At 70.4% G+C, this 20,964-nt stretch carries 17 protein-coding genes, 2 pseudogenes and 1 riboswitch; of the genes and pseudogenes, 1 reads left to right on the plus strand and 18 read right to left on the minus strand.

All coding sequences use genetic code 11. From position 1 onward, the window contains the following. Nucleotides 1-3 precede the first annotated feature (3 nt). Nucleotides 4-161: riboswitch (cyclic di-AMP (ydaO/yuaA leader) on the minus strand. A gap of 378 nt (nucleotides 162-539) precedes the next feature. Beyond that, nucleotides 540-1,358, plus strand: coding sequence for a tyrosine-protein phosphatase (locus tag ACZ63I_RS09935; protein ID WP_469337178.1), 819 nt, complete (start codon nucleotides 540-542; stop codon nucleotides 1,356-1,358). Between the two features lie 47 nt (nucleotides 1,359-1,405). On the opposite strand, the gene ACZ63I_RS09940 is transcribed toward ACZ63I_RS09935, so the two are convergent. The 18 genes and pseudogenes from ACZ63I_RS09940 to ACZ63I_RS10025 form a co-directional block, all read right to left on the minus strand. Continuing rightward, nucleotides 1,406-1,549, minus strand: coding sequence for a DUF6126 family protein (locus ACZ63I_RS09940; protein WP_469337180.1), 144 nt, complete (start codon nucleotides 1,547-1,549; stop codon nucleotides 1,406-1,408). 35 nt (nucleotides 1,550-1,584) lie between these two features. Further along, nucleotides 1,585-2,208 carry a helix-turn-helix domain-containing protein gene (locus ACZ63I_RS09945; protein WP_469337182.1) on the minus strand — a complete coding sequence of 208 codons (624 nt, stop codon included), beginning with the start codon at nucleotides 2,206-2,208 and terminating at the stop codon, nucleotides 1,585-1,587. Between the two features lie 110 nt (nucleotides 2,209-2,318). After that, complete coding sequence (locus tag ACZ63I_RS09950) at nucleotides 2,319-3,722, minus strand: aspartate aminotransferase family protein (protein ID WP_469337184.1); 1,404 nt, start codon at nucleotides 3,720-3,722, stop codon at nucleotides 2,319-2,321. Beyond that, complete coding sequence (gene dxs, locus ACZ63I_RS09955; protein ID WP_469337186.1) at nucleotides 3,719-5,605, minus strand: 1-deoxy-D-xylulose-5-phosphate synthase; 1,887 nt, start codon at nucleotides 5,603-5,605, stop codon at nucleotides 3,719-3,721. Before dxs ends, ACZ63I_RS09950 begins: the two co-directional genes overlap by 4 nt. A 131-nt stretch (nucleotides 5,606-5,736) precedes the next feature. Continuing rightward, nucleotides 5,737-6,756: an adenosyl-hopene transferase HpnH gene (hpnH, locus tag ACZ63I_RS09960; RefSeq protein ID WP_469337188.1), complete on the minus strand. Its 1,020-nt coding sequence runs from the start codon at nucleotides 6,754-6,756 to the stop codon at nucleotides 5,737-5,739. A gap of 5 nt (nucleotides 6,757-6,761) precedes the next feature. Continuing rightward, on the minus strand, nucleotides 6,762-7,409 hold the full coding sequence (locus ACZ63I_RS09965) for a phosphorylase family protein (protein ID WP_469337190.1): 648 nt from the start codon (nucleotides 7,407-7,409) through the stop codon (nucleotides 6,762-6,764). Then, complete coding sequence (gene shc, locus ACZ63I_RS09970; RefSeq protein ID WP_469337192.1) at nucleotides 7,409-9,406, minus strand: squalene--hopene cyclase; 1,998 nt, start codon at nucleotides 9,404-9,406, stop codon at nucleotides 7,409-7,411. The genes ACZ63I_RS09965 and shc overlap by 1 nt, the downstream gene beginning before the upstream one ends. A gap of 122 nt (nucleotides 9,407-9,528) precedes the next feature. Further along, the gene (locus ACZ63I_RS09975) at nucleotides 9,529-10,644 is read right to left on the minus strand and encodes a polyprenyl synthetase family protein (protein ID WP_469337194.1); all 1,116 of its coding nucleotides are present in this window, start codon (nucleotides 10,642-10,644) and stop codon (nucleotides 9,529-9,531) included. Continuing rightward, nucleotides 10,641-12,077 (minus strand): annotated as a pseudogene (hpnE, locus tag ACZ63I_RS09980) (hydroxysqualene dehydroxylase HpnE); the annotation flags it as partial. The pseudogene hpnE and the gene ACZ63I_RS09975, both read right to left, overlap by 4 nt. Nucleotides 12,078-12,123: 46 nt before the next feature. Continuing rightward, nucleotides 12,124-13,074: a presqualene diphosphate synthase HpnD gene (gene hpnD / locus ACZ63I_RS09985; RefSeq protein ID WP_469337196.1), complete on the minus strand. Its 951-nt coding sequence runs from the start codon at nucleotides 13,072-13,074 to the stop codon at nucleotides 12,124-12,126. After that, entirely contained in the window at nucleotides 13,071-13,991 is a 921-nt protein-coding gene (gene hpnC / locus ACZ63I_RS09990; protein ID WP_469337198.1) for a squalene synthase HpnC, read from the minus strand. The genes hpnD and hpnC overlap by 4 nt, the downstream gene beginning before the upstream one ends. Before the next feature lie 378 nt (nucleotides 13,992-14,369). Beyond that, complete coding sequence (locus ACZ63I_RS09995) at nucleotides 14,370-15,161, minus strand: ABC transporter ATP-binding protein (RefSeq protein ID WP_469337200.1); 792 nt, start codon at nucleotides 15,159-15,161, stop codon at nucleotides 14,370-14,372. After that, the gene (locus ACZ63I_RS10000) at nucleotides 15,148-16,077 is read right to left on the minus strand and encodes an ABC transporter permease (protein WP_469337202.1); all 930 of its coding nucleotides are present in this window, start codon (nucleotides 16,075-16,077) and stop codon (nucleotides 15,148-15,150) included. Before ACZ63I_RS10000 ends, ACZ63I_RS09995 begins: the two co-directional genes overlap by 14 nt. Before the next feature lie 113 nt (nucleotides 16,078-16,190). Then, nucleotides 16,191-16,328 (minus strand): annotated as a pseudogene (locus ACZ63I_RS10005) (glycosyltransferase family 2 protein); the annotation flags it as partial. 31 nt (nucleotides 16,329-16,359) lie between these two features. Then, a complete protein-coding gene (locus tag ACZ63I_RS10010) occupies nucleotides 16,360-17,145 on the minus strand; it encodes a CDP-alcohol phosphatidyltransferase family protein (RefSeq protein WP_078863789.1) in 786 nt (261 codons plus the stop codon). After that, nucleotides 17,123-18,184, minus strand: coding sequence for an iron-containing alcohol dehydrogenase family protein (locus ACZ63I_RS10015; RefSeq protein WP_469337205.1), 1,062 nt, complete (start codon nucleotides 18,182-18,184; stop codon nucleotides 17,123-17,125). The genes ACZ63I_RS10010 and ACZ63I_RS10015 overlap by 23 nt, the downstream gene beginning before the upstream one ends. Next, nucleotides 18,172-18,921: a phosphocholine cytidylyltransferase family protein gene (locus ACZ63I_RS10020; RefSeq protein ID WP_469337206.1), complete on the minus strand. Its 750-nt coding sequence runs from the start codon at nucleotides 18,919-18,921 to the stop codon at nucleotides 18,172-18,174. The genes ACZ63I_RS10015 and ACZ63I_RS10020 overlap by 13 nt, the downstream gene beginning before the upstream one ends. Further along, nucleotides 18,918-20,792, minus strand: a complete 1,875-nt coding sequence (locus ACZ63I_RS10025) for a DUF5941 domain-containing protein (protein WP_469338317.1) — start codon at nucleotides 20,790-20,792, stop codon at nucleotides 18,918-18,920. Before ACZ63I_RS10025 ends, ACZ63I_RS10020 begins: the two co-directional genes overlap by 4 nt. Nucleotides 20,793-20,964: the final 172 nt, after the last annotated feature.

The following is a 20,964-nucleotide window of genomic DNA, read 5'->3' on the forward strand; positions in this document are numbered from 1 at the left end:
GGCGAATTTCCTCTCCTGCGCCTGCGAGGTGAGCTGTCGGGTTAGGGCCGGAGCTGCCCTGCCGCGCTTGTCGCGCGACTTCACCCCAAGCCGTCCGGACATCCGGAATCGGCGTTCTACCTGGGTCCCCCGCTCCTGCCACACGTGGGTGGATGGGAATTCCGGGTGGCGGCAGGATTCGGCGTTCCGCCCGGATTGACGGTGACGGTAAGCGAGCGGGGTCGGCGGTAACAAGCCGTTCGGTGAATTCGCCGGCGGGTGCTCGGGCACCACCTCGGAGCGACGGTCACCCTGCGTGGATTCCGGATCTTCGAATTCCCCCGGACCATGGAATTCCATTTCTGTTCTCCGCCACGGACCGTCACCGATATGATCCTGCTCACCAGCCGGACACCCATTTCCCCCACATCCGGGGCGCGTTGGGTCAATATGCTCAATACGGACAGCCGGTACGGGCAGGTCACGTCATAACCGATGCCATAAAGTCGGAAGCCGACATCGCCGTCCCTGGGGGCGGCGCCAGATCTGGAGGAGCTTCCGTGACACAGCAGCTACCACCCGTCCCGTCGACAGAGCCCGAGCTGACCGGAGTACGCAATTTCCGCGACGTCGGCGGGCTGCCGACGACGGACGGACGGTGGGTGCGGCACGGCAAGCTGTTCCGCAGCGGCCATCTCGCGTCGGCCGCCCCCGCCGACGCCGCGTTCCTGGCCTCGCTCGGGCTGCGCACGGTCTTCGACTTCCGCAACTCCGCCGACCTCAAGCTGGACGGCCCCGACATCGACCTGCCCGGCGTGCGGAACGTGAACATCCCGCTCAGCGACCCGGCCGACGGCGCGCAGTTCTGGCGGATGGTCCGGCAGGGCGATCTCGACCAGCTCAAGGCGATCCTCTCGGAGGACAGGGCGGCCGAGCGGATGACCGGCTCGTACCGGTCGATGCCCGTCGACCGCGCCCCCGAGCTGAGCCGTGTCCTGCACGCCCTGGCCGACGACGACCTGCCCGCGCTGCTGCACTGCGCGGCGGGCAAGGACAGGGCCGGGGTGACGATGGCAGTGACCCTGCTGGCCCTCGGGGTCGGCAGGGACGCGATCGAGGAGGACTACCTCAAGTCCAACGACCCGCGCAGGCGGTATCTGGTGCACCGCGACGACACCTCGCCCACCGGGCGCTCCGCCGAGGTGATGGAGCTGCTCAGTCCGCTGTTCGAGGCCCGCGCCGCGTATCTGGCCGCCGCCTTCGAGACCATCGACACCACCTGGGGTTCCACGGAGCGCTATCTGGCCGAGGGCCTGTCGCTGGCACCCGGGACCGTCGAGCGGCTGCGCGCCCATCTCCTGACCGACGGCGAGGCCTGAGGCAGCGGTACCTGAGGCAGCGGCGCCCGGGGCAGGAGCGGGCCGGACTACTTCCCGACCGTGAAGAGCAGGTACAGGAAGCCGGCGAAGAGATGGCCGGCCACCAAATAGGCGAAGAGCCGCACGACAAGGGACTTCGGAAGCGTCCACTCCTTGCGCGGGGCACGCTTCGGTACTGGGTTCTCCGGCATGGGACGGCTCTCTTCTCCCGTACGGGGCTGGCAGGTCAGCGGCGATGAGCCGGGCCGCCGAGACACAGCTCGGCGGTCGGGCTCTGCAGCAGGGTGTGGACGAACAGCAGCCCGGTGCCCGGCGGGTCGGCGGCGGCGATGCGGTGCGGGGTGAGCGAGTCGAAGTGGGCGCTGTCCCCCGGGTCGAGCACATGGACACCGTCGCCGAGGCCCAGCCGCAGCCGCCCTTCGAGGACGTAGATCCACTCCTCCCCCGGGTGCACCCTGATCAGGTCGCCCTGCGCGCCGTACGGCACGGTGACCCGCAGCGGCTGCATCGCCCGGCCCGAGCCGCCCGCCTGGTGGTACGTCCAGCCGTCCGCCTCGACGGGCTCGGTGCGTCCCGCGCGGACGATCGGGTCACGCTCGGGCGGCATCTCGCCCAGCAGGTCGGAGACCGTCGTACCGTAGATCCGGGCGAGGCCCAGCAGCATGGGCAGCGACGGCTGCCGGGCTCCGGTCTCGAGCCGGGACAGATGGGCGGCCGAAAGACCTGCCCGCAGGGCGGCGGCCTCCAAAGTGAGCCCCCGGCCGCGGCGCAGTTCACGCAGCCGGGGGGCGACGCCGGGGAGTTCGTCGGGCAGCCGGTCCGCTGCCGCTCCGGCAGGAGGTGTGGTCATGCCTCCATTGCGCCAGGAACTTTCCTCCGAGGCAAATTTCTTGCCTCGGAGGCAATACCGCGTGGTGCTCCGCGCGGTGCCCCGCGCCGCGCCGCGAACGGCGCCGGCGGCTACCGGTTGGCGACCGCCTGCTTCACCAGGGTCTTGCCGAAGTCCCACATCAGTCCGCCGCCGCCGTGCGCGTCGTCCATGACGGCGGTGAAGGCGTCCACGAACCGGTCCACCTCGCGCTCGCCGATGGTCAGCGGCGGAATCAACTTGATCACTTCGAGGAAGTCGCCGGACACCTGGGTGAGGATGCGGTGCTTCTGGAGCAGCGGTACGACGACCATCTGCGCGAAGAGCCCCTTGCGGGCCGCCTGGAGCATGGTCCAGCGGCTCCGCAGCTTGATCGAGTTCGGCCGGCCGAACTCGATGCCGATCATCAGCCCCCGGCCGCGCACCTCGTGCAGCAGCTCGTAGCGCGGCACCAGCTCGGCCAGCCGGGTCCTGAGCAGATCGCCGGTGGTCCTGGCGTTGGCGACGATCCGCTCGTCCTCCATCACGGACAGGACGGCGAGTCCCGCCGCCATGGCCTGCGCGTTGGAGCCGAAGCTCGCGGAGTGGACGAGGACCCGGTCCATCGACGAGTAGACCTTCTTGAAGATCCAGTCCTTGCCGAGGGTCGCGCCGACGGGTACGTAACCGCCGGAGAGCGCCTTCGCCACGCAGACCAGGTCAGGCTCGACCCCGGCCTCGTGCTGGTAGGCGTAGAAGTCGCCGGTCCTGCCGAGCCCGGTCTGCACCTCGTCGGCGATCAGCAGTGCCTTGTGCTTGTGCAGCAACTCCTGGGCGGCGAGCAGGAATCCGGGCGGTGTCTCGTGCACGCCCTTGCCCTGGATCGGCTCCACGACGAAGCCGGCCACATCGCCGCGCTTCAACTCCCGCTCCAGCGCGGCCAGATCGCCGAGCGGGATCGCGGTGTCGGGCAGCAGCGGCGCGAAGCCGTCCTTGAAGCTGGCCTCGCCGTTGACCGAGAGCGATCCCGTGGTCAGTCCGTGGAAGGCGTGCGAGGCGTAGAGGACCCTGGGCCTGCCGGTCGCGTAGCGGGCGAACTTCAGCGCGGTCTCGACCGCTTCGGTGCCGCTGTTGCCGAAGAACACCCGGTCCAGGTGCGGGGTGTGGGCCAGCAGCTTCTCGGCGAGCAGTCCCGGCAGCGGCTGGCAGTCGAAGCGGGTGAGGTCGGCGAGCGAGGCGTCGAGCACGTCGTGCAGCGCCTTGCGGACGACGGGGTGGTGGCGGCCGAGGCCCATCACGCCGAAGCCGGCCAGCATGTCCAGGTAGTCGTTGCCCTCGGCGTCCCAGAAGTAGGCGCCCTCGGCCCGCTCGTAGACCCGGTCGAAGCCGATCGTGTGCAGCATGCGCGGGAGTTGGTGGTTGAGGTATTTGGTGTGCAGTTCGTAGCGCTCGGCGCCGCGCTCGGCGAGGAGCTGCGTCAGGTCGAAGCCCTTGGGCTCCTCCGTGGGCTGGGTCATTCCGTGCTCTCCTTGTGTGCCAGGGCGGCACTGATCCGTCCTGCGATCTCCACCGGTGTCAGACCGATCTCGGCCAGTACCTCATCGCGTTTGGCGTGTGCCAGGAACTGCTCGGGGATGCCGAACGTCCGCAGGGGCACGTCTACCCCGGCGTCCCGCAGTGACTGCCCGACGGCCCAACCGACGCCGCCGCTGCGGCTGTTGTCCTCGACGACGGCGACAAGTCGGTGCCGCGCCGCGAGCGGTGCGAGGTGTTCGTCGACGGGCCGGACCCAGCGCGGGTCGACGACGGTGCAGCGGACGCCTGCTCCGGCGAGCAGTTCCGCCGCCTGAAGGCAGGTGGCCGCCAGCACTCCGACGGCGACGAGCAGGACGTCGGCGCTGCCTTCGGCGGGCCGGTGCAGGACGTCCATCCCGCCCAGCCGGGCCACGGCCGGTACGGGCTCGCCCACCGACTCCTTGGGGAAGCGCAGCACCGTCGGCGCGTCGTCCACGTCGACGGCTTCGCGCAGTTGGGCCCTGAGCTGGTCGGCGTCGCGGGGGGCCGCGATCCGGATGCCGGGGACGCACTGCAGGATCGACATGTCCCACATGCCGTTGTGCGAGGGCCCGTCGACCCCGGTGACCCCTGCCCTGTCGAGGACGAAGGTCACGCCGAGCCGGTGCAGGGCCACGTCCATCAGCAGTTGGTCGAAGGCGCGGTTGAGGAAGGTGGCGTACACGGCGACGACGGGATGCAGTCCGCCGGTGGCGAGCCCCGCCGCCGAGACCGTCGCGTGCTGTTCGGCGATGCCCACGTCCCAGATCCGCTCGGGGAAGCGCTCGGCGAACTTCGTCAGCCCCACCGGGTGCAGCATGGCGGCCGTGATGGCGACGACGTCGGGCCGCTCGGCGCCGATGGCGGCGATCTCGTCGCCGAACACCGACGTCCAGGAGGGGGCGCCGGGTGCCACGAGCGGTTCACAGGTCAGCGGGTCCATCACACCGACGGTGTGGAAGTGGTCGGCCTCGTCCTCCAGGGCCGGCGGGTAGCCGCGGCCCTTCTCGGTCAGTACGTGCACCAGGACGGGCCCGTTGAACCGTTTGGCGCGGTGCAGCGCCGACTCCACGGCCTCGACGTCGTGTCCGTCGACCGGGCCGATGTACTTGAGGCCGAGGTCCTCGAACATGCCCTGCGGGGCGAAGGTGTCCTTGAACCCCTTCTTGGCGCCGTGCAGCGACTCGTAGAGCGGCCTGCCCACCACCGGGGCGCTCTGCAGCCGCTCCTTGCCCCAGGCCAGCGCCCGTTCGTAGCCGTCCGTGGTGCGCAGCGTCGCCAGGTGGTCGGCGAGGCCGCCTATCGTCGGCGCGTAGGAGCGTTCGTTGTCGTTGACGACGATGATCAGGGGGCGGTCCCGGGCGGCGGCGATGTTGTTCAGCGCCTCCCAGGCCATACCGCCGGTGAGCGCCCCGTCGCCGGTGACGGCGACGACATGGTGCCGGCCGCCGGTCACGTCCCGGGCCTTGGCGAGGCCGTCGGCCCAGCCGAGCACGGTCGACGCGTGGGAGTTCTCGATGACGTCGTGCGCGGACTCGGCGCGTGAGGGGTAGCCGGAGAGGCCGCCCTTGGCGCGCAGCTTGGAGAAGTCCTGCCGCCCGGTGAGGAGTTTGTGGACGTAGCTCTGGTGCCCGGTGTCCCACAGGACGCGGTCGACGGGCGAGTCGAAGGCCCGGTGCAGGGCGATGGTCAGTTCGACCACGCCGAGGTTCGGCCCGAGGTGCCCACCGGTTCTGGCCACCGCCCGGACCAGGAACTGCCTGATGTCCTCGGCGAGTTCACCGAGTTCACTTGCCGCCAGCGCCTTGAGGTCGTGCGGCCCCCGGATGTTCTCCAGGATCGTCACGCTCGGGCCCCCTCTCCGATTCCGATCAGCTCGCGGTGGCGGCGTGTCCGCGCCGCCCGCTGCCGGTCCGGGCAGGCAGCGCCGTGGCAGGTGCCACGGCGCCGCTGCCTGGACCGGCGGTCATGGCGTCGTCAGCGCGTTCCGGCGACCGTCTCGCGCGCGGCGCGGATGGTCTCCTTGAGCGAGCCCATGGTGGCGAGGACGGCGGTCGGCTCGTAGCCGCAGTGGGCCATGCAGTTGGCGCAGCGGTCGTCCTTGCCCCGGCCGTACTTGCTCCAGTCGGTCTCGTCGATGAGCTTCTGGTACGTCGGGACGTAGCCGTCGGCCATCAGGTAGCAGGGGCGCTGCCAGCCGAAGAGCGAGTAGTTGGGAATGGCCCACGCCGTGCAGGGGAAGTCGGCCTTGCCTTCGAGGAAGTCCAGGAAGAGCGGCGAGTGGTTGAGCCGCCACTTGCGCCGGTTGCCGCCGCTGAACGCCTTCTTGAACAGCTCCCTCGTCTGCTCGACACCCAGGAAGTGCTCCTGGTCGGGGGCCTTCTCGTAGGCGTAGGCGGGCGAGAGCATCATCTCGTCCACCTGCAGCTCGTCGTTGAGGTAGTTGAGCACCTCGATGATGTTCTGCGGGGTGTCCGTGTTGAAGAACGTCGAGTTGGTGGTCACCCGGAAGCCGCGCCGCTTGGCTTCCTTGATGGCCTCGACCGCCTCGTCGAAGACGCCTTCCTTGGCGACCGACTCGTCGTGCCGCTCGCGCATGCCGTCGATGTGGACGGTGAAGGCGAAGTAGGGCGAGGGGGTGAACTTGTCCATCTTCTTACGGAGCAACATGGCGTTGGTGCACAGGAAGACGTACTTCTTCTTGGCGACCAACTGCCGCACGATCTCGTCGATCTGAGGGTGCATCAGCGGCTCGCCGCCGGCGATGGACACCATCGGGGCGCCGGACTCCAGCACGGCGCCGACGGCCTGGGCAACGGGCATGCGCTGCTTCAGTACACCGGCGGGGTGCTGGATCTTGCCGCAGCCCTCACATTTGAGATTGCAGGCGAACAGGGGTTCAAGTTCGACAATGAGCGGAAACTTGTCGCGCCTGCGAATCTTCTGTTCGGCGAGATAGGTTCCGATTTTGATGGTCTGGCGGAGCGGCATGGCCATCTGGCTCACCTCCTGGGGAGCAGCGAAGAACGGTGCCATTCGTAAAAGGCCGGAAGGACGGCACGCAGGACGCGGAAGGCTGTTGTGCCTCCGCGCACCGTGCCGATACGGACAAGCTCGTGCTCCGGAGCGTCCACGACCACACGTACGGCCGCGACCGGGCGGGGCCCGGCGCTCAGAGCGGTGCGGAGGGTCGCCGCCGACTCCATGTCGACGGCGATCGCCCCGGTGGTGCGCAGTTCGGCCCGTTCCTGGCCGCGCACCACGTGGTCCGACCCGGTCAGCGGTCCGGTGTGGACCGTGTGTCCTGGGACGGCCCGGGTCAGCGCGTCGACGAGCAGACCGGTGCCGGTGCAGGGCGTGACGCCCTGCGCGCTCCGGGTCTCGTCGGCGACAATCAGGTCCCCCGGGTGCATCCCGGGGGTGAGACCGGCGCAGAAGCCGGACGCGATGACCGCCGCGTCCCTGTTCCGGTCGGTGCCGAGGGTGCGCGCCACCGCACGCTCGGCGTTGTCGGGCCCCATTCCGGTGCGCAGGACCGTCACGGGCCCCGCAGCGCCGCGCCTGCCGCGCAGGGCGAACCGCTCGATGCCCAGCGCGCAGGCGATCAGCAGGGGGTCGGCGGGGCCTTCGGGCCCGGTGGCTCTGCCCATCAATTCCCCTTGCGGCCGTGCACGGCGAACGGTTCCCCGTTGACGTAGCGGCCGAGGGCGGTGAGGGGGAACACCTGCCGGTAGAGGTGGTAGTTGATGGAGAAGTCCCACGGGAATCCGGTGCCGGTGAAGTACGGCTCGTCCCATGAGCCGTCCTCCAACTGGGTGTCGGACAGGTAGGCGATGCCCCGCTCGACGGCCTTGCTCTCCTGCTCGCCTGCCGCGAGGAGCGCGAGGAGCGCCCAGGCGGTCTGCGAGGCGGTGGAGGCGCCGTGGCCGATCCACTTCTCCTCGCGGTAGGAGCGCAGGTCCTCGCCCCAGCCGCCGTCGTCGTTCTGCACCGATTCGAGCCAGCTCACCGCCCGCCGGATCGCGGGGTGCGAGACGGGCAGTCCGGCGGCGGTCAGCGCCGGTACCACGGACCCTGTGCCGTATACGTAGTTGACGCCCCAGCGCCCGAACCAGGCGCCGTTGGTCTCCTGTTCGGCGAGCAGCCACTCCACACCTCGCCGGGTGGCGGGGTGGTGTGCCTTGCCCTCGTAGGCCAGCATCTCGACGACATGTCCGGTGACATCGGCGGACGGCGGGTCGATGACCTCGCCGAAGTCCGAGAACGGCAGCCTGTTGGGGAACGGGCTGGTGTTGTCGGCGTCGAAGGCGGCCCACGCGCCGTTGCGCGACTGCATGCCCATCGTCCACCGGGCGCCGCGCTCGACGGAGGCGTCGAGCCGTGCGGGCACGGGGTGTTTGACGCGGCGCAGCGCGAGGATGACCTCGGCGGTGTCGTCGATGTCGGGGTAGTTGTCGTTGTGGAACTCGAACGCCCAGCCGCCCGGTGTGAGGGCCGGTCTGCGGACGGACCAGTCGCCCGGCCGGGCGATCTCCTCGTTCATCATCCAGTCGGCGGCCTTGACCAGCGCCGGGTGGTCCGGGCTCAGGCCCGCGTCGGCGAGCGCGATCGTGGCGAGGCAGGTGTCCCAGACCGGCGACTGGCACGCCTCGATCATCCGGGCGCCGTCCTCGCGCCACACGGCGAACCGGTCGAGCGATTCGAGTCCCGCGCGCATGACGGGGTGGTCTATGTCGTAGCCGAGCAGATGCAGCGCGATGACCGAGTAGACGGCGGGCGGCTGGATACCGCCCCAGCAGCCGTCGTTCTCCTGCCGCTCGATGATCCAGCGCGCCGCGGCGTTCATCGCGGTACGCCGCACACTGCGCGGGGCGAGCTTGTGGTAGGCGTGCAGGCCCTTGTCGAGGCGCTGGAACACACCGTCCCAACTGGCCAGGGGCGCGGTCGGCTTGCTCGGGTTGGGCCGGCGCACATCGCTGTGCAGCTCGTCCAGGGCGAAGGGAGCGGGCCGGACGGGGCGCTTCGCCGACACGATGGTCAGCGGCACGATGGTCTGCCGGGCCCAGCAGCCGAAGTCGTAGATGTTGAGCGGGAACCACTTCGGAAAGAAGATCAGCTCGGGCGGCATGACGGGGAGGTCGTCCCATTTCCACCAGCCGAACAGGGCGAGCCAGATCCGGGTGAAGACCCGGCTCTCGGCGATGCCGCCGCGCTCCCTTACCCAGGCGGACGCCCGCGCCATGTGCGGGTCTTCGGGCTTGTCCCCCGCCAACCGCAGGGCCACGTACGCCTCGATGGTGGTGGACAGCTCGCCGGGGCCGCCGTAGAAGGTGGCCCAGGTGCCGTCGGCGCGCTGTTCGCCGCGGATGAAGAGTGCGGACGCCTCGGTGGTGCTGGCGTCCTGGATACCGAGGAACTGACGGAGCAGCAGGTCTTCCGCGTCCATCGTCACATTGGTCGCCAGGTCGCCTTTCCACCATCCCTCGGCGTCCTGCTGGCCGAGCAGATACTCGACCGATCGTGCGGTGGCCCGCTCTGCGGCCACCAAAAGGTCTCCGGCCGCGGCGATGGTGGTATCGGTCGGTCGGTTGGCCGAGGCTGCGCGGGGTCCCATGGCCCCGGTGCTTCCGTCGGTCGTCGCTGTCATGGCTTCCCCTTCGTGCAGTGGTGCTTCTGCTGTGCTGGGGTCTCCGTCGTCCGGTGCCCGACGGGCGGTGGACGGCGACTGTTGGGGCTATCCCCCAGAAGAGGCGGGTAGGGGAATGGTGATCATCTCTTTCGTACGACGACGAAGTCGGCGAGCGCGACGAGCTGCGCCCTGACCTGTTCCGGCATGTCCACGGCCGCCAGCGTCTCGATGGCGGTGGCGTGCTGTCTGCGCGCTTCCTGAGAGGTCCACTCCCGGCCGCCCGCCTCTTCGATCAGCGCTGCCCTGGTGGCGAATTCTTCCTCGGAGAAGGTCTCGAAATCATTGCTTTTCGCGTCGGCGGCGAGCAGTTCGGCCAGCCGCTCCGAAGCGGGCCCGCCGGCGGCGAGCGCGGCGACCACCGGCAGGGACTTCTTGCGCTGCCGCAGGTCGCTCCAGGTCTGCTTGCCGGTGGCGTCCGGGTCGCCCCAGATGCCGAGCAGGTCGTCCACCGCCTGGAAGGCCAGGCCGAGATGGTGGCCGAAGGACTCCAGTGTGTCGGCGGTCCGGTCGTCGGCGCCGCCGAGGACGGCCCCGATGGAGACGGCGCAGGCCAGCAGGGCGCCGGTCTTGTTGCCCTCCATCAGCAGGCATTCCTCGACGGTGACGCGCTCGCGGTGCTCGTACGAGATGTCCTGCGCCTGACCGTCGATCAGCTTGCGGGTGGCCGCGGTGAGACGGCGCGTCGCGCGTCCCGCCTCGGGGGTTCCCAGCTCCAGCAGCACCTCGTTGGCGAGCGCGAACAGCGCGTCGCCGACGAGGATCGCCTGGGCGGGGCCGTGCACCTTCCACACCGTGTCGCGGTGCCTGCGCTGCTCGTCGCCGTCCATCAGGTCGTCGTGCAGCAGCGAGAAGTTGTGGACGAGTTCCACGGCGACGGCGCCGGGCACACCCGTCTCGGGTGAAGCGCCCGCCGCCTCGGCGGAGATCAGCGCGAGCGCCGGGCGTACGGCCTTGCCGCCGTCGCCGTCGGCGGGCCTGCCCTCGGCGTCGATCCAGCCGAAGTGGTAGGCGGCGACGGTGTCCATGGGCGGGGCGAGCCGGTCGACGGCGGCGCGCAGCACCGGGGTGGCCAGCGCACGTCCGCGCTCCAGCAGCGCGAAGACGTCCGCGGTGTCGACAGCCGGATCGGCCGGGGGCACAGTCGGCACGGTCTCTCCTCTTGTTCCAGTACTCGTCGGTGCAGTACTCAGGCTCATGCCGCCTCCTCCAGCGGATGTTCATGGGGGTGGCCGAGCTCGGAGAGGGCGGCGCCGGCAGCGCTGAAGCCGCTGCGCACGGCGCCCTCCATGGTCGCGGGCCAGCCGGTGGCGGTCCACGCACCGGCCAGGAAGAGGCCGGGCGCGTTGGTTCGGGCCGCTGGCCGCAGCCGGCCCACCCCGGGGGTGGGGGCGAAGGTCGCCGTCCGCTCCCGGGTGACGAAGAAGTCCCGTACCTCGGCGCCGCGCGCCGCGGGCAGCAGCCGCTCCAGTTCGGGGAGGTAGCGCTCGCGCAGCTCGGAGACCGGTGTGTCGATCTCGTCCTGGGCCGCGGACTGGGACAGGGCGAGGTACTGGCCGTCGGTCAGACCCGAGGCGTCCGTGCGGTCGAAGACCCACTGGACGGGCGAGCCGAGCGCGGCGAAGAAGGGTCGGCGGAGCACCTTGCGGTCGTAGACCACATGGACGTTGAGGATCGGCGCTGTGCCGATGTCGAGCAGGTCGCCGGGCCGGTCGAGGGCGCCTTCGGGGAGCAGTGCGTGTGTCTCGCGCTGTGCCACGGCGAGGACGACCGTCCGCGCTTCGAGCCGTTCGCCGTCGGTGTCGACGTACCAGCCGCCGTCCGGCGCGCGGGTGACGGCGCTGACGCGGGTGCGCAGTTCGGTGCGTACCCCGGCGGAGTCGAGTGCCTTGCGGGCCAGCGTGTCGTGCAGTTCGCCGAGCGGGACCCGCGCCCAGCCGATGTCGGCGGCGCCGGGTTCGGAGAGGAGCCCTGTCTTGAAGACCATCGCGGCGAGCGCCAGGGAGGAGTGCGGGGCGGTGGCGTTGAGGGTGGCCACACCGACCAGGTCCCACAGCGCCTCGATGGTGCGCTCGGACTGCCCGTGCCGGGCGAGCCAGCTTCCGAAGTCGGTGTCGTCCAGCGCGGGATCGGAAAGGTCGAGGCCCTTGAGCGCGAGTGCGGCGCGGCCGACGGAGGCGCGTTCCGCGAGGGACAGGTGCGGGTAGCGGGCGAGCCCGGCGGCGAGGTGCAGCGGTACGGGCAGCGCGGTGCGCCGCAGCCGGCCGAGTCTCGGCTCGGGCCGCCCGACGTCGAGCACCGGTACGTCGAGCCGGTCCTGCAGGGGTGCCAGGTCGGCGCCGTCGACCCGGTCGAGGAACCAGCGGTACGCGGTGCAGCAGCGCAGGTACACGTGCTGGCCGTTGTCGACGGTCAGTTCGCCGCGCCGGAAGGAGAAGGCGAGACCGCCGAGCCTCGGCCGGCCCTCGACCAGTGTCACCCGCACTCCGGCGTCGGCCAGTTGCAGTGCCGCCGTGATGCCCGCGAGTCCGCCGCCGATCACAACGGCATGGCCGGAACCGGACGGTGTGGCCTCGGCCGTTGTCATGCGCGCTCCCCTCGGACTGTCGCAGTCAGGGACGCGCTTTCCTTGTGCGGGGTTGTCAGGGCGCGGGAGGCGTCTTCGGCGATCTGCCGCATCAGCCGCGCCTCCTGATGGTCTGCCTGGAGACATGGCGGGCATCGAGACCGGAAAGCCCGCGCACGGCAACATACGCCTTCTCGCGCCCCGGTAGTGAGACCCTCCCCCGCAGGACCGCCTCGGGATCACGTTCGATGCGGTCGAGGAGGCGGCGGTAGATGCCCGCCATGGCCGCCACGCAGGCGCCGCTGCGCCGGTCGAGCATCGGCAGCAGCCGGTAGCCCTCGGCGAACAGCGCGCGGGCGCGGCGCACCTCGAAGTGCACGAGCCCGGCGAAGTCGGAGCCGGCCGGCGGGGTGGCGCTGTGGAACCCCACGGAGCAGCCGAACTTGGCGAGGTCGTCGGCGGGCAGGTAGGTGCGGCCGTTGCCCGCGTCCTCCCGTACGTCCCGGAGGATGTTGGTCAACTGGAGTGCGAGACCCAGCGTGTCGGCGTACTCGGCGGCGCGCTCGGCGCCCGGCACCCCGGCTCCGGTGCCGAACACGCCGAGCGAGAGCCGGCCGATCGCACCGGCGACACACCGGCAGTAGTTCTTGAGGTCGTCCCACGTCTCGTACGTCTCGCCGCGCACGTCCATCAGGACGCCGTCGATCAGCTCGTCGAGGCCCTCGATCGGGATCGGGAAGCGGCGCGCGGCGGCGGCGAGCGCGACGGCCACGGGGTCCGTGTCGTCCTCGTCGACGGCGCCTTCCCTGATCCTGGTCAGCAGCCCGCGCGTCTCTTCGAGCCGGGCGTGTTTGGCATCGGCGGGGAGCGTCCCGTCGCCGATGTCGTCCACCCGGCGGGAGAGCGCGTACAACGCGGACATGGCTTGCCGCTTCTCCAGCGGCAGCAGCCTGATGCCGTAGGCGAAATTCCGGGCCTGCTGCCCGGTCACAGCCTCGCAGTAGCTGTAGGCCGCCTGTACCGGCGCGGACATGGGTGTCTGTCCCTCCACGTTCCGGCTCACCCCTCTCTGTGCGCTCTTCGCAAGACAGCTCCCACTTCGCGCAGCAGACGCGGCTTGGTGGGTTTGGGCGGTCCGGGGAGCACATCGTGCCCGGCGGCCGCGATCGAAGCGAGGGCGGCGCGCCCTCCGGCCACAAATCCGGCGAGCAGCAGTCGGAGCCTGCCGTGGACGCTACCCACCAACGGGGTGCCTTCATTCAGCAGGGTGCCGGCCCGTTCGGCTTCGTAGGCGATCAGGGTGCGCACCGACGCGTTCCCCGAAGCCTCGGCCAGGTCCGCCTCGGTGACACGGAAGCGTTTCATGTCGGCGGCCGGCAGGTAGATCCGGTCGCGGCCGAGGTCCTCGGCCACGTCCTGGAGGTGTTCGACGATCTGCAGCGCCGTGCAGACCGCGTCGGAGCGGCGGATCCGCTCGGGGGTCGCCGTGCCGGTGATTTCGAGGACGAGCCGGCCGACCGGGTTGGCGGACAGTTCGCAGTAGGCGAGGAGGTCGTCGTACGTCTCGTACCTCCCCACCAGTTGGTCCTGGCGGTTGGCCGCGATGAGCCCGAGGAACGGGTCGAGACTGAGCGATCTGCGCCGCACGGTGGGCACCAGGGCGCGCAGCAGCGGATGGCCGGGTTCCGGCCCGCCGGATGCGAACACCCGTCTGAGGTCGGCCTCGAAGGCGTCGAGCATGACGAGCCGGTCGTCGGCCTGCGCCTCGGCCACCCCGAGATGGCGCGCGTCGGCGCCGCCGGGGGCCAGATCGCCGTCGCCGATGTCGTCCACGAGCCGCGCGAATCCGTAAACCGCCATCAGATCGCCCCGCCAGGCGCGGGGCAGGAAGAACGGGGCTACGGGGAAGTTCTCTTCCGCGGCCTTGTCCAGTGTGCTGCGCGACGAGGCGTCAGGGCGCACCTGCGGAGTGCCCGTCACTGCGAGCTTCCCGGTACGGGGACGGAATAATCCTCGTGGCGCTGGAGATTTTCCGTCATTGCCGTCACATCTCCCGTTCTACACTGCCGACCTAATACATCCCATTTCGGACACGCCGCCCGCTTGCCCGAGTAAACGCCTTCGGGCAGCCGGAATGGCCAGGGTGTATCACCCCACTTGCCGCGAATTCAGAACCAGCTCAGCTTACGTTGTACAACGCGGACGACCACGCCGGGGTGTTGCGCGCATTACAAGAACGCTGCAATACGCACCAACCTTCCCCGGCGCCGGATGACTTGACCCGTTCTTGACGAGAGCGATCAAGGCCCCCGCCGGAACGATCCCGGCGGGGGCCCTGGTCGGAGCTGTGCGGAGCGGCTACTTGCCGGTCTCCTTCTCGTACGCCTTGAGCACCTCGTCGGTGGACCCGTCCATCAGCAGCTCGCCCTTCTCCAGCCAGAGCACCCGGTCGCAGGTGTCCCTGATGGACTTGTTGCTGTGGCTGACCAGAAAGACCGTGCCCGCCTCTTCGCGCAGTTCGCGGATGCGCGCCTCGGAGCGGATGCGGAACTTGCTGTCACCGGTGGCCAGTGCCTCGTCGATCATCAGCACGTCATGGTTCTTGGCCGCCGCGATGGAGAACCTCAGCCGGGCCGCCATACCGGACGAGTAGGTGCGCATCGGGAGCGTGATGAAGTCGCCCTTCTCGTTGATGCCGGAGAACTCGACAATTCCGTCGTAACGCTCCCGCACCTCCTCGCGCGACATGCCCATGGCCAAACCGCCGAGCACCACATTGCGTTCGCCGGTCAGATCACTCATCAGGGCGGCGTTCACGCCCAGCAGTGAGGGCTGGCCGTCGGTGTAGACCTTGCCGCTCTCCGGCGGCAGCAGTCCCGCGATGGCGCGCAGCAGGGTCGACTTGCCCGAGCCGTTGGTGCCGATCAGGCCGATGGCCTCGCCCCGGTACGCGGTGAAGGTGACGCCGCGTACGGCGTGCACCTTGCGGATGCCGCGCGACTCGCCCTTGTCCCTGCGCACGATCCGGTTCAGCGCGGCGGTCGCCGACCCCCGGCCGCCGCCACCGCCGTTGACCCGGTACACGATGTGCACGTCGTCGGCAATGACGGTGGGGACGCGCCCCTTCACGTTGGTATCAGCCACGCCCATACTGCTCCTCAGCCTTCCAGAAGAACACAAAACCGAAGACGCCCACGACGAGCGCCCAGACCAGCGCGATGGCCCAGACGTGTGCGGGCAGGTTGCTCGCTCCGTAGCCGTCGATCATCGCGTACCGGACGAGGTCCATGTACACGGCCGCCGGGTTGTACTGCAGGACGTCGGCGATCCAGCTCGGCTTGCCCTTGAGCATCACCGGGATGGAGAACATCACGCCGGACGAGTACATCCACGTGCGCATGACGAACGGCATGAGCTGCGCGAGGTCGGGTGTCTTGCTGCCCATCCTGGCCAGTATCAGCGCGAGGCCCGTGTTGAAGACGAACTGGAACACCAGCGCGGGCACGACCAGCAGCCAGCGGAGCGAGGGGTAGCTGCCGAAGGCGCAGGTGATGATGACGAGCACGATCATCGAGAACAGCAACTGCTGGAGCTGCTGGAGCGCGAAGGAGACCGGCAGCGCGGCGCGCGGGAAGTGCAGCGCGCGCACCAGGCCCAGGTTCCCGGAGATGGCGCGCACCCCCGCCGTCACCGAGCTGGTGGTGAAGTTGAAGACGAACACCCCGGTGACCAGGAAGGGGATGAACACCTCCTGCGGCATGCCCCGCTTGGTCCCCAGGATCAGGCCGAAGATCAGGTAGTAGACGATGGCGTTGAGCAGCGGGGTCGCCACCTGCCAGAGCTGTCCGAGCTTGGCCTGGCTGTACTGGGCGGTCAGCTTCGCGCTGGAGAAGGCGAAGATGAAATGCCGCCTGCCCCACAGTTGGCGGGCGTAGTCCGCGAGCCCCGGCCGGGCGCCGCTGACCGACAGCCCGTACTTGGCGGCCAGCGCCTCGGGCAGCAGACCGTCGTCGGGGGACGGCGGTGCGCTCGTCATGGTCGCACCGTCATGGGTAGTGTCACTCACAAGTGGGAACTTCCGTGTTCGAGAAGCCATCTGATCGGGCACGGGCGCTGCGGCCGGGCCCCTGGGCGTGCGGACCGGGCTGACAGCGTTCAATGCTGTCAGAACCGAGCTTGTCAGACGACCGGCGGCCGGCCCAGTCGGGTCGGCCGCCATACCGTACGCCACTTCATGGGGTGCCGGGATCCGGGCGGCGGGGCCCCGCCTTCCCCGAAGCCGGCGAACCAGACTTTCCGGGCGGTCACCGGCGGCCGGACGGCCGGACAGGGCGGGACGACCGGTCGCTCACCTCAGCCTGCTGGACGCCAGGATGGAGACGAGGTGCAGCAGCGTCTGCACGAGGGCGATGCCGGCGAGTACGGCGATGCCGAGGCGGGTGAAGAACAGGTCGCCGTGGACCACGTCCAGGATCGCCATGAGCAGGATGAACAGGCTGGCCTCGATGCCGCCGACGAGCCGGTGGAACTTGAGCGCGGCGGCGCCGCGCCTGGCCAGGGCGAGACCCGAGGAGCGGGGCGCCGACGCCTCGTCCTTGACCGCGGGCAGTCCGCTGCGCTGGCGCGCGACGTCGACCAGGTCCGTCTCGGCCTTGATCAGGATCGCGCCGAGCGCGGCGAGCGTGCCGAGGAAGGCCCACAGCCAGTTGGCGGTCGAGCCGTTCTGCTCGAAGACGTCGGCGCCGCGCACCCCGAAGCCGACGAGCAGGGCCGCCTCGCACAGGTAGTGGCCGACGCGGTCGAGATAGACGCCCGTGATGGAGGTCTGCTTGCGCCAGCGGGCGACCTCGCCGTCCACGCAGTCGAGCAGCAGATAGATCTGGAACAGCACCACGGCGAGGATCGCGCCGGTGATGCCGGGCACCAGCAGGGCGGCGCCGCCGATCACCCCCACGACCACCATCAGATACGTGAGCTGGTTGGGCGAGATACGGGTGTTGACAAGGTACGGGTCGATGTGCAGCGAGATCTCCCGCATGTACATGCGCCCGGCCCAGTGCTCCCCGCTGCGCCGGTCCTTCACGCCCTCCGGGTGAACGACGGGCCGGAGTTCAGCTACTGATGGTCTTGGCATAGTCGGCGTACGCGTCCCTGATCTGATCGGTGGACAGGTCGAGGTGCTCAAGAATCGTGAAGCGCCCGGGGCGGGTCTGCGGCGCGTAGGCCACGGCCCGTACGAACTCGTCGGCGGAGAAGCCGATCTCCTCGGGCAGCACGGGCAGCCCGTGGCGACGCAGCACCTGGGCAAAGAGCCCTGACTGCTCGTGCGCGCCGCGCAGATGCATGGCGAACGCGGCGCCGAGGCCGACCTGTTCGCCGTGGAGCGCGGCGCGCTTGGGGTACAGCAGGTCGAAGGCGTGGCTGATCTCGTGGCAGGCGCCGGACGACGGGCGGGTGTCGCCGCTGATCGACATGGCGATACCGGTGAGGACCAGGGCCTCGGCGAGGACGGTGAGGAACGCGTCGTCGCCCGCCCCCGCCGGATGGCGCAGCACGGCTTCGCCGGCGGTGCGGGCCATCGCGGAGGCGAGGCCGTCCACCTGCTCGCCGTTGACCCGGTGGGAGAGCTCCCAGTCGGCGATGGCGGAGATGTTGGAGATGGCGTCGCCGATGCCGGAGCGGACGAAGCGGACCGGGGCCTGCCGGATGACGTCGAGGTCGATGACGACGGCGATGGGGGTCGGGACGCCGTACGAGCCGCGGCCGTTGTCGTTGTCGAGGGTCGAGACCGGTGAACAGATGCCGTCGTGCGAGAGGTTGGTGGCGACGGCCACCATGGGCAGGCCGAGCCGGGCGGCCGCGTACTTCGTCACGTCGATGATCTTGCCGCCGCCGAGGCCGACCACGGCGTCGTACCGCTTGCCCTTGATGCCGTCGGCCAGTTTGACCGCCGAGTCGATCGTGCCGTCGGCGACGGGGTACCAGTCGGCGTCCGGCAGCAGCGGCGCCAGCTTCTCGCGCAGCGCCTGTCCCGATCCGCCGCTCAGCGCGAAGGCGAGCCTGCCCGAGCTGGAGATCCGCTGGTCGGCGAGGAGCGCGGCGAGCTGGTCCATGGCGCCGCTGCGGATGTCGACGACGACCGGCGAAGGGATGAGCCGGGTCAGTACTGGCACGCGATCTCACGGCCCTTCGCGAGGTCGTCGTGGTTGTCGATCTCGACCCAGGAGACGTCGCCGATGGGTGCCACGTCCACGATGAAGCCGCGGTTGACCAGCTCCTGGTAGCCGTCCTCGTAGTACAGGTCGGGGTCGCGCTCGAAGGTGGCCTTGAGCGCGTCGGCCAGCTCCTCGGCCGCCTCGGGCTCGATCAGGGTGACGCCGATGTACTCGCCGGTGGCGGTGGCCGGGTCCATCAGCTTGGTGATGGAGCGCACGCCCTTCTCACCGTCGGTGATGACCTTCATCTCCTCGTCGGCGAGGTGCTTGACCGTGTCGAGGGCGAGGATGATCTTGCGGCCGTGGCCGCGGGCGCCGAGGAGGGTGCGCTGGACGGAGACCGGGTGCACGGTGTCGCCGTTGGCGAGGATCACGCCCTGCTTGATGACGTCGCGCGCGCACCAGAGGGAGTAGGCGTTGTTCCACTCCTCGGCCTTGTCGTTGTCGATCAGGGTGATCTTCAGACCGTAGGTCCGCTCCAACTGCGCCTTGCGGGCGTACACGGCTTCCTTGCGGTAACCGACCACGATCGCCGCCTCTTTGAGGCCGACCTCGGCGAAGTTGCCGAGCGCCAGGTCGAGGACGGTGATGCTGCCGTCCCCCGCCGCGTCCACCGGCACCAGGGCCTTGGGGAGCGTGTCGGTGTAGGGGCGCAGTCGCCGGCCGGCTCCGGCAGCCAGTACGAGGCCGATCATGCGGTTTCTCCTTCGTCGTGTACGGCGGGGGCCGCCGAGGACACCCAGAAGCGGATGGACTCGGCGAGCACGACCAGCGCCACGGCGACCGCGAGCACCGTCAGGGCCGTGGGGAAGTCGGTGTGCCGCGTCACGAGTACGGCGGCGAGGACGGTGACGACGAGCGTCCTGCCTTCGTGTCCGCCGATCGCCATGACCAGCCACCGGGGCGGGGCGCCGGTGCCGCCGCGGATGCGGTACACCGTGTCGTAATGATGGTAGGCGACGGCGGCCACCAGGCCGAAGGCCGCGGGCAACGCGCCGTTCACCTCGGAGCGGGCGGCGAGCAGCAGGACCGTGCCGTACTCGGCGGCCCGGAAGACCGTGGGGACGAGCCAGTCGAGCGCGCCGGTCAGCGGGCGGGCGACCGCGATGCCCGAGGTCAGGACGTAGACCGCGGCGGCGACGGCGGGCCAGGGCCCGTCGATCGGGGCGAACGCCGCGGTGGCGGCGACAGCGGCGCCGCCCGCGAAGGCCACCAGGAAGGACAGGACGGCGGGCATCCGGCGGGCCGGGCGGCGCAGCACTCCGGCCACCGACCGGGCGAGCGGTCCCGAGTCGGTGAGTTCGGCGAGGGCGCGGGCGGCCCGCTCGGTGCGGTTGGCCTTGCGGGTGAGCGAGCGCAGGACCCGGCCCGCGCTGGTGTAGCAGGCGGCGAAGCCGCAGCCGACGAGCAGCGCGTAGAAGACGATCCGGGGCGTGGTGAACGCGGTGAGGACGGCGATCATCGCCCAGCGCTCGCCGATGGGCAGGACGATCATCCGGCGCACCCACACCGTCCAGCCGACGCTGTCGAGCTTGCTGGAGAGCGCGGCTGTCGGGGTGCCTGCCACGGCCTTGCCGTCGGCCGTCGCCGCCGTGGCGTCGACGTTCGCCTCGTTGAAGGAGGAGTCGAGGAGGTGGCGGCAGGCCTGGAGCACCATCGCGCCGAGCGCCAGCGCCCACACGTCGTCGCCGCCTCGGGCCGCGCCGAGGGCGAGTCCCGCGTAGTACGCGTACTCCTTGGCGCGGTCGAAGGTCGCGTCCAGCCAGGCGCCCAGGGTCGAGTACTGGAGCGAGTAGCGGGCGAGCTGTCCGTCGGTGCAGTCCAGCACGAAGGAGAAGATCAGCAGGACCGCCGCGGCGACGAAGCCGCCGCGGGTGCCGGTGGCCGCGCAGCCCGCCGCGATCAGGGCGGTGACCAGCGAGGCGGTGGTCACCTGGTTGGGCGTCAGGCCCCGGCGGGCGCACCAGCGCGCGAGGTAGCGGGAGTAGGGGCTGATGCAGAAGGTGGTGAAGAAGCCGTCGCGCGCCTTGACCGCGGAGCGCAGCCGTACGGCTTCGTCGTCGACGGCGCCGACGGCGGCCTCGGCCTCGGCGCGCGCGGCGGCGTCGTCCGGTACGGCGGCGACGAGCGAGCCCAGCTCGGGGCGGTGCACGGCGGTGCCGTCGGCCGCGACGGCGTCGGCGACGAGGTCGGTGAGCGGCGGCTGCCGGGTGAGCCGGCCGGGGAGCGCGGGTCCTGCCGGGACCGGGACGGCGGCTTCCGCCGGGACGCCGGCGGCGCCGACGGCGCGCAGCAGCGCGGCCCTGGCCTCCGGCTTGGCGGTGAGCGCTCCCGGCACGGCGACGGCCGGGAACCGCGGGTCGGTCAGCGCGAGGCGCAGCGTGTGCACATGGCCGACGAAGCGCGGGTCGACGAGGGCGATCCGCTCACCGGCCGGGGCGGCCGCGGCGAGCTGTCCCGCTTCGGCGGCGTCCGACGCGTCGCGGACGTCGAATCCCAGGGACCGCAGATGGCCTTCGAGCGGCGATCCGGGCACCGGCGTACCTGTGAGAATGGCGGTCGACAGACGAACTCACTCCTTGGCACTGACAGGGCTGGGTGCGCGGCTTCGCGACCCGGTGTCGGGGGCGGCGGCACGTCGGCAGAGGCTATCGGATGAACGCCGGCCGGAGTTCACCGGCTGTTTACGCCCAGGACGCTCCGGTCCGATCCGGCCGGGCCCCGGCCGGAGATCATCA

It is taken from the genome of Streptomyces sp. NPDC087906 (genome assembly GCF_055584925.1).